The sequence below is a fragment of the Bifidobacterium sp. M3-N-101 genome (genome assembly GCF_023656805.1).
GTDB lineage: Bacteria > Actinomycetota > Actinomycetes > Actinomycetales > Bifidobacteriaceae > Bifidobacterium > Bifidobacterium breve.
In genome coordinates this window covers 1-13,116 of record NZ_JAMOKQ010000010.1, presented here as the reverse complement: position 1 = coordinate 13,116, position 13,116 = coordinate 1, and the positions used below count along the sequence as shown (strand labels likewise).

General features: G+C 56.7%; 7 protein-coding genes and 1 pseudogene. 2 read left to right on the top strand and 6 right to left on the bottom strand.

The genetic code is table 11. The features are described from left to right. The first annotated feature begins 325 nt into the window (after positions 1 to 325). Complete coding sequence (locus NBH12_RS08895) at positions 326 to 1,315, top strand: putative endonuclease domain-containing protein (protein WP_003827909.1); 990 nt, start codon at positions 326 to 328, stop codon at positions 1,313 to 1,315. A gap of 486 nt (positions 1,316 to 1,801) precedes the next feature. On the opposite strand, the gene NBH12_RS08890 is transcribed toward NBH12_RS08895, so the two are convergent. Both NBH12_RS08890 and NBH12_RS08885 read right to left on the bottom strand, forming a co-directional pair. Continuing rightward, on the bottom strand, positions 1,802 to 3,442 hold the full coding sequence (locus tag NBH12_RS08890) for a sodium/proline symporter (RefSeq protein WP_025300922.1): 1,641 nt from the start codon (positions 3,440 to 3,442) through the stop codon (positions 1,802 to 1,804). A gap of 233 nt (positions 3,443 to 3,675) precedes the next feature. Beyond that, the gene (locus NBH12_RS08885) at positions 3,676 to 5,664 is read right to left on the bottom strand and encodes a threonine/serine exporter family protein (protein ID WP_025341485.1); all 1,989 of its coding nucleotides are present in this window, start codon (positions 5,662 to 5,664) and stop codon (positions 3,676 to 3,678) included. A 295-nt stretch (positions 5,665 to 5,959) separates the two neighbouring features. On the opposite strand from NBH12_RS08885, the gene NBH12_RS08880 reads away from it, so the two are divergent. Beyond that, positions 5,960 to 8,713 carry a phosphoenolpyruvate carboxylase gene (locus NBH12_RS08880; protein ID WP_021648903.1) on the top strand — a complete coding sequence of 918 codons (2,754 nt, stop codon included), beginning with the start codon at positions 5,960 to 5,962 and terminating at the stop codon, positions 8,711 to 8,713. Positions 8,714 to 8,880: 167 nt separating this feature from the next. On the opposite strand, the gene NBH12_RS08875 is transcribed toward NBH12_RS08880, so the two are convergent. From NBH12_RS08875 to NBH12_RS08860, 4 genes and pseudogenes are all read right to left on the bottom strand, one after another. Next, complete coding sequence (locus NBH12_RS08875) at positions 8,881 to 10,536, bottom strand: RNA-binding domain-containing protein (protein WP_250819378.1); 1,656 nt, start codon at positions 10,534 to 10,536, stop codon at positions 8,881 to 8,883. Next, a complete protein-coding gene (locus NBH12_RS08870; RefSeq protein WP_230578529.1) occupies positions 10,517 to 11,194 on the bottom strand; it encodes an AAA family ATPase in 678 nt (225 codons plus the stop codon). Before NBH12_RS08870 ends, NBH12_RS08875 begins: the two co-directional genes overlap by 20 nt. A 267-nt stretch (positions 11,195 to 11,461) precedes the next feature. After that, positions 11,462 to 12,994: pseudogene (locus NBH12_RS08865) on the bottom strand (GGDEF domain-containing protein); the annotation flags it as partial. 30 nt (positions 12,995 to 13,024) lie between these two features. Further along, positions 13,025 to 13,114, bottom strand: a complete 90-nt coding sequence (locus NBH12_RS08860; RefSeq protein WP_502801743.1) for an IS3 family transposase — start codon at positions 13,112 to 13,114, stop codon at positions 13,025 to 13,027. Positions 13,115 to 13,116 lie beyond the last annotated feature (2 nt).

Here is a 13,116-nt window from a genome sequence, read left to right as displayed (position 1 = left end):
CATGAATGGGACTGTTAGACCAACGCGCTGGTTCACCTACAAAGGGCACGGGTTCCACCTCCCCGCGCCCATCACCCCACGTGAACCAGAACCAGCGGTAAGGAGGGCGTGCGCAAGGGGCAGGGGCAGGCCTCATTTAGGGCTCCGCATGACTTATCCAATGTATTCGGAGCCACACTGGTCTGACAGACCTCAACGAATACCCCCAGTTATCCACTGACTTATCCACATCTATCCACCGAAAAATTGAGGCGGTAGACAGAGCGGGCAGTCAACCCCTACACTTCTCAAACACAAAGCAGAACATCACGAGGGGGTGATCATCATGGGCAGCTCAATCGCATTGACAGAGCTGACAATGCAGAAATATCAACGAATGCAGACGTGTGCAGATGTGCAACGGCGAAGCGGCTGGCGACCGCCCTATGCCCTGACAACGGCGTTGGAGCTTTTATCAATCGAGGCGCCCCGCATATTGAGCAAACACAGAGGCCTTGCAACTGCAACCATTGTTGCGGTTCCACACGCCAATGCCAAGCGACACGTTGTGGGAATCAAAGTGGTTGTATGGCCTTTCCCACTAGACACGGTCATGGTTGACGGGCAGTTCACATGTACTTCGCCGGCTTGCACATGGGCCATGTTCGCCGCGTATCTTGAACTTGAGGAACTTGTCGTTCTCGCAGATTCCATGATGCGCCGAGATCGAAGACTCTGCAGAACAACCTCAGATAATTTGTCTCTGTATCTCGACGAGGTCGAGGCTCAAGTACGCGCCGTTAAAGAGAGCGGCGCTAATTCGTATCTGTTCCGCGGATATAAGAAGTGCCGCCACGCTCTACTTTTGGCACGCGCCGGCACGGATTCCTCCATGGAAACACGAACCCGCCTGGCTCTCATGAAATATGGCTTGGATTGCCCACTAGTGAATTACCCGATATTCGTAGGGAACAACACCAAACCCATATATCTTGACCTTGCGTACCCCGAATTCAAGATATGCATCGAATACGAGGGCTCACATCACGCCGGACAATGGCTGAACGACGCACGACGCCGTCAAATGATAGAGGATGCCGGTTGGAAGTACATTCAAGTTACCAAATTAGACATTGGCGATGAAGCGGGAGAAGAGGCTCTTGCCCGAAGAGTCGCCGAAAGGATACAAGAGGTCACGGGCAAAACGGTTCAGCTCACTACGCGGCAGACCATTCGACAGGTCAGCGATGCCCGAAAATTACGCCGTATTCCGCTGTACAAACGTTTGAATGTCGAGCCGCTGCTTCCAATTATTCCGATAACGCCGCGTGAATAGCTCAATAGAGACAGCCGCACCTCAACACGGTGTTCAAAATCTATTTCGAGGGGCTGATTTGGTGTTCTGGGGAGGTCCATCTCCGTTTCGAGGGGCTGATGCCCAAGTAGACGCAGCTCTAAAACGGCAGAATGGCATTAGGGCAAGGGTATTGATACACGCGGTTTAGTGGATGACCAGCCCCTCGAAACGGAGATAGACCTTCGGCGGAGACCAAATCAGCCCCTCGAAGCTCATTTTGGCCCAAAGAGTTCCCGCTAAACCACAAAAAAGCAACTTCTGCCATGTGAATCACTGCGTAAGAGGTCCAACGTCAGGGCGGGACGCCAACGTTCTCTCAACAAAGAGGCATCAGTGGATGCGATGACCTTGCAGAGCGGGCTAAATGTATCCTTCCATCGAAGAAACCCCACGAAGCCGGCAAATTCATGCGACTTCGCGGGGCCAAAGGATAAAGCGCCAAGCCAACCGCGCAGCGGGTACGCGTCACTTGCCGCTGCGGACTTCGGCCTCCATGGCTTCCATGGGTTCGTCGACGAGCACGGTGCCGGACGGCAGGGTGCCAGGCAGCGGATCATCCATGTAGTGGTCGAATTCGTAAAGCATGCGTTCATTCGGCTTGGCGGTTAACAGCGAGACCACCACGATGAACAGCAACGAAATGACGAACGCAGGCAGCAGCTCGTAAATGGCAAACACACCACCCAAAGGCTTGACGAGGTTATGCCAAATCAGCACGGTCGCCGTACCAGACAACATGCCGGCCACGGCACCGGCCTTGTTGGCACGACGCCAATACAGCGAGCACAACATCAATGGCCCAAACGATGCGCCGAGACCAGCCCACGCATAGGAGACGACCTGGAAAATCGAAGAGTTCTGGTCAGACGCCACCACAATGCCGAACAGAAACATAACCACCAGCGTCACACGAGCCACAATCATGACTTGCCGGTCCGTGGCCTTCTTATGCAGCAATCCACGAAAAATGTTCTCGCCCATGGCCGAAGCGCCAATAATCAGATACGAGGAGCTGGAGCTCATCGAGGCGGCAAAGATGCCGGAGACCACCACGCCGCACATGAAGCTCGGCAGCAGGGTCTGCGCCAGCACGATGAAAATGGTTTCCGCGTCGGTGGAGGTCAACAGTTCGGTGGGCATCATGGCACGACCCACCAGGCCGATGCACACTGCGCAGCCCAGCGAAATCACACACCAAGAGGTGGCGATGATTTGGGACTTACGCACTTCCTCCACGCTGCGGATGGAAAGGAAGCGCACCAATACCTGCGGCATGCCAAAGTAGCCCAGGCCCCACGCCAGCATGGAAATAATGGTGATAATGCCATAATCGGAGGGCGCACCAAACACGGCCTTCCCCGCCTCGACCAGTTGCTGACCGGTGGCCGGGTCCAGCTTGGGCGCGGCCACCTGCGTGCCGGAGAGATAGCCGGGGATGGAGCGCAGGAATTCCACGGTGTTGTCGATGCCGCCTGCACTGGCCACAGTGCCGATGAACACCACCGCGAGCGCAAAGAACATGAGCATGCCCTGAATGAAGTCGGTCATCACCACAGACAGATAGCCACCCACCACGGTGTAGACGAACACGACCACCGCGCCGATGATCATCATGATGTGGTAGTCGAAGCCGAACAGCGTGGCAAACAGCTTGCCCACCGTCACGAAGCAGCTGCCCACATACACGCTGAAGAACACCAAGATGATTACGGCCGCAATAGTGGAAATCACGCCCTTCTCGTCATGGAATCGCTTGGCGAAGAAATCAGGAATAGTGATGGCGTCACCGGCCACCACCGAGTAGCGACGCAAGCGGCGGGCCACAAGTTTCCAGTTGAGATAGGTACCGAGAGCCAGGCCGATGGCAGTCCACATCGGATCGGCCGCGCCAGTGAAGTAGGCCAAGCCCGGCAGGCCCATGAGCAGCCAGCCGCTCATGTCGGAGGCTTCGGCGCTTAGTGCCGTGAGCCACGGCCCCACGCCGCGACCACCCGCGAAGTATTCCTTGGAGGAGGAGTTGGAGCGCTTGGAGTAGATGAATCCGATGGACAGCATGGCCGCAAAATAGATGACCATGGCCAGCAGAATCCAGAAATCGTTGGCCAACGACCCTCCTCGATCATGACGCCAAGCGGCTATCGCCATGGCATGAGTTTGTGTTGATGTGTGATGGGCGCTGAACCAGCGCCGTGCCGGCCGCCACAACCATGAACACGACTGCAACGCACTTCGCCCGATGGTAATGGATGCAAGGTCTCAAGCGCCTTCCAGTGTCACCATACTGAGACGCTATGTTATGTTGCCTGGCTCCCCTCACCCGAGGGGAGCCAGCACAACGGCTAAATGTCGTATCTCCAGGATTTATCGGTGACCACGCGAGCCATCGCCAAACCGATCGGCAAACAGACAATCACCATAAATGCGCGGAATGCCCAATCCAGAGCATTGACAGTGTCGAAGCTGCCGAGGTACCACATCGCGCGGTACATATACAAGCCGGGCACCATGATTACGATAGACGGCACAGTCAGGCAGATGCGCGGATAGCCAAGGTGCGGTGGCAGCCAGCCGCGCCTGACGGATGAACGCCATGCAGAGGCCAGAATACCCGCCAGGAATGCGCCGATGAAGGTCGCCATCTCGGGTGCCACGCTGAAGTCCTGCAATTCCAAACGCAACGTGTCGGTGATTGCACCAATCAGCGCGGCCGTCAGGCACATACGTTGCGGCGAATTGAACAGCACGGAGAAGCCCCACACGCCGACGAACGCCGCCACGAACCGCAGCAAACCGTTGACCCACGGGTTCAATCCCAACGGCTCGAAACCTTCCGGGTGCAGGTGCACCATCACGGCCACAGCCCAGCCTGCGAGCGTGGCCATCAGGATGATGCACAGCACGTAGGCCACGCGCTGAATGCCAGAGGGGAAGTCAATCTTGGCCATATCGAGGCCGCCGGTGATAAGCGGGAAGCCCGGAATCACGAACAGCATGGCACCGATATAGGCCGTATCATGCGAAAGTGCGACCGGGTCGAAGATGCCGATGAGTCGCAAAGTGCCCGTGCAGGCGAGCGCCGCCGCAGCCACACATACAAAGGTGACAAAGAACTGGTTCAGATGATGCGCGAATAGTCGCCGGCGCATCCACTGGCCAAGGCCCGCTCCTACGAACGCACCAATCATGTCATACGGGCCACCACCGAGCAGGAACACGAAGGCCGCACAAGCCAAAGCGGAGGCTAAGCCGGAGAACCACGGTTTGTACAACGGCTTGCGGCGCTCGATGAGATCGAGCCGCTCGTGTGCCTGACGCACAGTGATGCCGCCCTTGGCCTTCTCTTCATCGGAACGCTCGTTGAAATGTTCGGCGTATTCCTTGGGCACGCGACTCTTGCGTTTGGCCGAACTCGGCTCAGTCGCGGCATCTGCAGCGTCACCTTCCGATGCACGCACGCCCGAACCGTCAGAACGCGCCGGCTCGCCGGCAGCGTTCTCGTCATTGTCCGGAGCATTTCCCGCCTCATGCCGCATCAGGCTCTCGGCCCCGGCAGAACTGGCCGCCTCGACCGCCTCGTTGGAATCGCCGGCGAACACCTCGGCATCATCGTAGGCTTTTTCCTCGGCCGCCTTGTCTTCAATCGGGGTGACCTTCTCGCTGTCCGCCAGCAGACGGTGCGCTTCCTCGTTGTCATCATCCAAGGATTTAGCCACAGAGGTAACCGTGACCTTGGCCCTCAACGCCACATCCAAAGCATCATCAACGCTGCCGTCGGCCGCAGCGGCACGAGCCTTGGCCCGTTCACGCAGCCGCTTGGACAGATCAGCCGAATACTGCGAGGCATCGCGCTCATCAAGATGTTTGACCACTCCATCAGACAACTGCGAATCGACGTGATACATCGATCCCTTACCGAGGTTCACGGAGAACCAGTCGGCAAAATGCTCAAGCAGCCAGATTCGTTCGGTGTTCACGCCGGTAGTCGGCAAATCCACGACTTCGGTGATGCGACTGCGGCCATCGGTGCAGGTAGCTTCGATGTCCGTCAGGTTCACATCGGCGCGCACATGCACGCCCAATGGATAGGCGATGCGGTGCATCATCTCACGCACGCGGAACGATCCAGTGCCGGCCCCCAAATCCAGCATGCCAACGCGCACAATAACGCTCGCCTTGGCCGCGATACCGGCATCCACCACCGGCTTATCCCAGTCACGCGCAATGTCTTCCATGTCCAGCGGAATAGAGTGGGTGTGGAATTTTCGTACGGCCGATGCGCCTTTCGCCTCAGGCGCATTTTTTTTCTTCTGTTCGCTCACGTTGTCCATTACTACTCCCCGCCTACCCCTGCGGCAATCGCCTGATGCCTGATTTTTCCGCGCTTCGGACATCGTCCCATATGTTGTCCAATATTCGGGCAAATGCCCCCCGAAATGAACATCACCGCTGCGCACTATATGGACTTCGTAACGTAAGTGGCGATTTCGTGGGGATACACTGTTACTCACACAACAACCACGTTGAATACAGGCTGTGGGCTCGCAACGGACGGCCTCAACAACCGCGGAGGAGCCGCGGACGACCGTCAGACCGAGCAACCTGATATTCGGCAAAGGAGGTTATATGGCAACACCAGAAGAACAGATCACTCCTGCTGACGCCGCCATCGTCACCACCGGAACTGGCCGCAAGGGCCCCGAGGAGCATGATCTTCCCCAAAGCCTCAAGGACGACATGGATCTGTGTTTGAAGATCCTGCGTGACGTACTGGGCGAATACAACCCCGAACTGCTCTCCACGTTCGACACCGTGCGTAATTACTCGGTGGAAGCCAGCGCTGAACACTTCGCCGAGTTGGAGGATCCGAACCCCGCACAGGATGGCCTGAAAGAGGCCGTGAACGTCATCGACAACATGACGCTACACGATGCCCAGCTGCTGGCCCGCGCATTCGCCACGTACTTCCATCTGGCAAACCTGTCCGAGGAGAACTACCGCGTTTCCGTGCTCCATGAGCGCGAGAACAACGTATCCGGCGAGCAGGCGGTCGATCCGATCAACGAGCTCACCGTCGCCTACCACCAGCTCATCAACGAGATGGGCCCGGCCAAGGCCAAGGAGCTGCTCGACCAGCTTGAGTTCCACCCCGTCTTCACCGCGCACCCCACTGAAGCACGCCGCAAGGCAGTGGAAGGCAAGATCCGCCGCATCTCCGAATTGCTCGGGGAATACAAGATTCTCGGCGGCTCGGACAAGAAGGAATGCCTGCGCCGTCTCTACAACGAGATCGACGCCCTGTTCCGCACCTCTCCGATTGCGCTGAAGAAGCCGACCCCGGTTGAGGAAGCGGACACGATTCTCGACATCTTCGACAACACGCTGTTCCACACCATCCCCAAGGTCTACCGTCGCTTCGACGACTGGATTCTGGGCGACCAGGCCGGACTCGTCGAACCTGCCTGCCCCGCGTTCTTCCACCCGGGCAGCTGGATTGGCTCCGACCGTGACGGTAACCCGAACGTCACCGCCAAGGTGAGCCGCGCTGTGGCCCGCAAGTTCTCCGATCACGTGATCGCCGCTCTCGAGGAAGCCACCCGTACAGTGGGCCGCAACCTCACGATGGAGGCCGAGACCACGCCGCCGAGCGCCGAGCTCAAGAACCTGTGGAGCCATCAGAAGGAAATGAGCGAGCGCCTGACCGACAAGGCCGCCCTGATCTCCACCAAGGAGATGCACCGCGCGGTCATGCTGGTGATGGCCGATCGTCTGCATTACACCATCGAGCGCGATGCCGACCTCATGTACCACTCCTGCGACGACTTCCTCAACGATCTCAAGGTGGTGCAGCGTTCGCTGGCCGAGGCCGGCGCCAAGCGCTCCGCTTACGGCCCGCTGCAGGATCTGATTTGGCAGACCGAGACCTTCGGCTTCCACATGGTGGAGATGGAGTTCCGTCAGCACTCCGTGGTGCACGCCCGCGCCCTTGCGGATATCCGCGAGCATGGTCTGCACGGCGAGCGCGGCGAACTGCAGCCGATGACGCACGAGGTGCTCGATACCTTCCGTGCTCTCGGTGCCATCCAGAAGCGCAACGGCCTCAAGGCCGCCCGCCGCTACATCATCTCCTTCACCAAGAGCGCCCAGAACATCAAGGATGTCTACGAGCTCAACCGCTTGGCATTCTCCCACCCGGAGGATGTGCCCACCATCGACGTGATCCCGCTGTTCGAGCAGCTTGAGGATTTGCAGAACTCGGTGGATGTGCTCGAAGAAATGATTAAGATCCCCGAGGTTCAGGCTCGCCTGAAGGCCACCGGCAACAAGCTCGAGGTCATGCTCGGCTACTCCGATTCCTCGAAGGACGCCGGCCCGACTTCCGCCACGCTGGCCCTGCACTCCGCTCAGGAGCGCATCGCCAAGTGGGCCGAATCGCACGACATCGATCTGACCTTGTTCCACGGCCGCGGTGGTGCCGTCGGTCGTGGTGGCGGCCCTGCCAACCGTGCGGTGCTTGCCCAGCCGGTCGGTTCCGTCAAGTGCCGCTTCAAGCTCACCGAGCAGGGCGAGGTCATCTTCGCCCGCTACGGCAACCCGGTGCTGGCCATCCGCCACGTCGAGTCCGTGGCTGCGGCAACCCTGCTGCAGTCCGCGCCGAGCGTGGAGAAGCGCAACACCGACATGACCAAGAAGTACGCCGACATGGCTGCTCAGCTCGACGAGGCCGCGCACAACCGCTTCCTCGACCTGCTGAACACCGATGGCTTCGCCCCGTGGTTCTCGATCGTCACGCCGCTGACCGAAATCGGTCTGCTGCCGATTGGCTCCCGCCCGGCCAAGCGCGGCCTTGGCGCCAAGTCCCTAGACGATTTGCGTACGATTCCGTGGATCTTCTCCTGGGCTCAGGCACGCATCAACCTGGCCGCTTGGTACGGCCTCGGTACCGCATGCGAGAAGTTCGGCGATCTGGAGACCATGCGTCAGGCCTACGAGGAATGGCCACTGTTCTCCACGTTCATCGACAACATCGAGATGTCCATCGCCAAGACGGACGAGCGCATCGCCAAGATGTACCTCGCCCTCGGCGACCGCGAGGACCTCAACAAGAAGGTGCTCGAGGAGATGGAGCTCACCCGCAAGTGGGTTCTGGACATCGTGGGTGACAAGTGGCCGCTGCAGCACCGCCACGTGCTCGGCCAGGCCATCCGCATTCGTTCGCCGTATGTGGACGCGCTGTCCGTCACCCAGGTGCTGGCGCTCAAGTCGCTGCGCAAGAAGGTGGACAAGGAAGAGCTCTCGCAAAGCCAGCAGGCAGGATTCATCTATCTGATCCTCTGCACCGTTTCAGGCGTTGCTGCCGGCCTGCAGAACACGGGCTGATCTACACACCAGCGCATATGAGGAAGCCCCGCTCGATGTGAGCGGGGCTTCCCCGTTTTTGCGTGCATCTTTCATCATCTTGCAATAATTCTTACATGTAAACAGAGAGTTCTTACATGAAAGAATTATTGCAAGGTGATGAAAGAACTTACTTTCACGCGCGCCAATCATCCCAACACGTATCGGGATGACGGCCCATTCCCCTCGCGGCGCAACTTGCCCACATCTTCGAGCTTCTTCAACAACCGGTATGCACTGATATAGCTCAGGCCGAATAGATCCATGACATCCGCCGTAGTGACGACACCATCATTTTTTTCGGCGAACTCCAGAACAAGGCCACTGCGCCGGGTGGCATCGATGTCACGCTGACGCACGTAAGACGCCAACCCCTCTGAACGTTTGTACACTTGGGCACTCAGCATATACGAGCGAGAGCTCCCACTGCCGACCCCCTCTACCAAACCAGCTTCCACCAAATTCTCAACAGCAGACACGATGCGTCGATGCTCCAAATGGGAGAAATCACACAACTGGACCACAGTAAGCCTACGATGCTCGCGCAGTAGTGAGAGCACAATCAGCGACCAGACTGGCAACGGTGCTCCTCGTCGACGCTCCTCATCTCCAATCATGGTCACGAATGCCTCGTCAGGCACCACACGGCGGAGGAACAGAATGACTTCTTCGGCACTGGACTGCGAGTAATCCGGGAAAGAACCGCCTGCCGCAATCGACCCGGCATAGATGGTATCCACACCTCGCCCGGTACGTTCAACATATCCGGCAGCTTTCAAAATCAGAGCAAGCTGCGGATTACGGGAACGCGGTTGTGCAGTAAGCAGGTTATCTTCGGAGACACCCTCTATGAATCCTCCGGGATTAGCTATGGTCAACCCATCATCATCAACCAGGAACCTCACCGAACCCATTCGTGCATAATCGCGATGGCAGAAAGCGTTAATCATTGCCTCACGGAATGCCCCTCGATCGAAGTCTGGCAGATCGACACGAATCAAGCCGCTCATGACTTCGTGGCTGGGATTCCACGGCTCCATCAGCTCGCCTACACGATCAAACATATCCACCAAGGGCAACACGAACGGATCCATATTGACCTTTGGAGACATGCCTTTCATCACTTGAAAAACAGCCGATGCGGCTGGAATCGATCGATGAATAGCATCAACCGAACCAATGGTGAGCAGACCAGCAACAGATGGCTGCAATCCATACGGGCCATCAACAACCAGCTCAAGTGCCCGATCGAAATCCTCATCCGTAAAAGACAACAACGAGTTTTGCGCATTGGCACTGCGAATATGGCTTCTCAACTTGTTCCGTGAGTCTGGATTCAAATCGTCCAACCGAGCCTCTGGGGCAGGTTGCGCACTGAAATCGTAGAACCGTTGCTGAGATAAACGGCTAATGAATTGGGAAACAAACAGCGGAACGACCTCAGGTGAGCCGTCTGCTTTCAGCCGGCGCTGTAGTGTCTTCCCCTGACTAGTAGACACGATTTGCTGACTGTTACCCACCTCAATACTGACTATCGGCACCTCGTTCTCATACAAGAGCGCCACGCGAGCGGGAAGCTGCGGAACAGTCTTATTGAAAATTAGTGCCGCAAGTCCATTGATATTGCGATGCTCGTCACATACGCCGGTCACAGTGCCATCGTCTTCAATACCGAGATACAGTGTGCCGCCTTCGGTATTGGCTAGAGCCACTACGTTGTCAACAATTTCATCATGCGATTGAGGGCGCTTCTGCTCGCTCTTGAACTCAACTGTCAAACTTTCTTTAGCCGGCAACATGAGCATCCCCTTTCACCATCTTGCAATAATTCTTACATGTTAACAGAGAGTTCTTACATGAAAGAATTATTGCAAGATGGTGAAAGGGGCAAAGAGACACCCCTACTGCCATATCCAATAAGGTAGTGCCCGCTTCGCGCCGGAGGTCCCTTTTTGCAGAATCCAAATCTGCAATACCTGTGCCGTCGCTTATAGCATCGGCCATCATTCCTTGGCCGATGGCGCGAAGGTACTCCATGAAATCCATTGGACGCAATGTCAACGTATCGACTTTGCCGACCGGGTACGAAGTGCCTGCATGTCGGGCAATACCCATGTAGGAGCCAGTCGCAATAACGTGATATTCACGAGCACCTTCGCAGAAATACTTCAGCGCAGTCAATGCACGCGGACATTCTTGAATCTCATCAAGGAGCACCAAGGTATCTGTCGTGATAGGAACACCTGTTTCGAGGCTGATGTTACGCAATATCCTGCTCACATCTAGATCGCCGTCAAAGAAACTCCTCGCACGCTCATTGTTCATGAGGTCGATACGCGCCACTGCCTCATATCGTGTACGCCCGAACTCCTCCGACAGCCACGTTTTGCCCGTCTGACGGGCGCCTCGGATAATGAGCGGCTTTCTATTTCGAGACGTCTTCCAAGCCTCAAGCTGCTTCATAGCCGCACGATCCATGACCAATCCCAATCTCCTACAGAAAATGTGCGAGTAAAACACATTTTACGTACAAGAAATGTGCGAGTCGAACCCTTGTTCCGCACTAGTTATGGTGGAACGACCAACGATATCCACATATGCAGAGTAAAAAACGACAGCTCCCCTTGGTGAGGGGAGTTATCGGTTGCAGGCTGACTGAGGGGTTCGCTCTCAGCCAAGATCAGCACAAAACAAGCCAGACCGCACGCAGGCAAACGCGGCAATCGCCCTTTATATTCTTTTATAAGTTTTTATAATCTCTGTCATCCTAAGAATCGGTAGGGGGGGGGTGCCATCATCCATCGAATAACCTGCCCTTCCGTACGGCAGGTCCTTACGTTCGAACACCCACATGGTCTTGTCCGTGGATCTGTTGTCGGCGAGAATCGTCAACATGAACCGCTCACCGTCGTTCTTCACGTAACCGCATTGCACTGCACCTTCCGACTTGAGCCGGCTACGGACGACATCGTAGTCAAGCAGTCGCAGGAGACCTTCTTGATATTCGGGAGCAATCCTCACATCGCAAAACTCACGTAATGCTTCGCGGAAGGAACCGCCATGATCATCAAGCATACGCTGAAAGAAATCGGGCACCATGATCGAACGCTGCGTATCGGTATTCAGATTGACTATAAATAACACCGGATAACGTACATTCAGATATTCAAGCAGCATTTTCATATCATCATTGCGCACCAAAATATTCTCAAGCCGGTTGTTGAGCATGCGGAGCTGGCGTTTGCCTCCACCATTGACGTAATACTGTTTCTTGTCCTGGCGCATACGGATTTCCGCCTGATTGATGAGGTCTGGAAGATCCCCTCCATCATCGGATTCGGCCATGCCTACGGATATATCCCAATCACCTTCCAGAAAATCCCGACGCATACGCGCCATCCGACGCATACTTTGGCTCACCGTATGGTTGCAGCTGACGATCACGAACTCATCGCCTCCGATGCGGTAGATCCTGTCGTCACCGAAGCAGGCACGCATCGCATCCGCAAGTCCGCACAACGCCGAATCGCCCTTGGCATGCCCCAAATGGTTGTTGATTTCATGCAGTCCGATCATGTCGACGTACACCACCGTCAACGGCTGGTCATGCGTGGCCTGGATGTACTCCAAGTCGTCATCGTAGGCATTGCGGTTGAGCAGCCCCGTAAGCGAGTCCCTGCGGTAATTATCGGCATCGCCGCATGCCAATAGTCCGGTGGGCAGATTCTGTCCGACCAGCACCACAGCCCAAGGGTTGGATGGGGAGCATGCGTGAGTGGGAATCACCGCGAATGTGACTACGCCGGTTTTGGCCAATACCTCGCTACGGTATATCCCCAGCATGGTTTCCTGCCTGTATAGCCGTTCCCGGAGTGAAGGCAGATTCAGATCGTCGAAGAACCGTCCGGCATCGTCAGGATGCACCACCCGGTTGGTGGCCACCGCACGCATGTAGGCGCCGAATTCGTCGACTTCCGGATCGGGAATCACCCCATCTCGTTTGATGGCACGGTATTCGCCTGTCGCCACATTCAACCGGGATATTTCCGCCAGACCATCAGCCAGGATTTCAAAGGCGTCGGCCACCAACGCGGAGGCGCCCAACAGCACCCGGCCGTTAACGGTCACATGATCGCGATGCAGGTAATCGCACGGCATATCCCAATAGTGCCGACTGTCGGCACGCTCGGCCAACAGCGTTTCCATCCGTTTCACCGGCAGTGGAGGGTAGAAATAATATCCTTGGATGTATCCGCATCCGATTGGGGGCTGCGGACATTTTCTTGGAGATGGTCACGCAGCCATTCCCTGGCTTTGACGGTATTGTACAGGACTCATCCAACCAAGCGACCGTTTGATGCGCTCGTGGTTGTACCAGCGGATGT

Coding starts and splice junctions, on each gene's coding strand:
- NBH12_RS08895 (WP_003827909.1), top strand. CDS start 326: ATGGGCAGCTCAATCGCATTGACAGAGCTGACAATGCAGAAATATCAA.
- NBH12_RS08885 (WP_025341485.1), bottom strand. CDS start 5,664: ATGGACAACGTGAGCGAACAGAAGAAAAAAAATGCGCCTGAGGCGAAA.
- NBH12_RS08880 (WP_021648903.1), top strand. CDS start 5,960: ATGGCAACACCAGAAGAACAGATCACTCCTGCTGACGCCGCCATCGTC.
- NBH12_RS08875 (WP_250819378.1), bottom strand. CDS start 10,536: ATGCTCATGTTGCCGGCTAAAGAAAGTTTGACAGTTGAGTTCAAGAGC.
- NBH12_RS08870 (WP_230578529.1), bottom strand. CDS start 11,194: ATGAAGCAGCTTGAGGCTTGGAAGACGTCTCGAAATAGAAAGCCGCTC.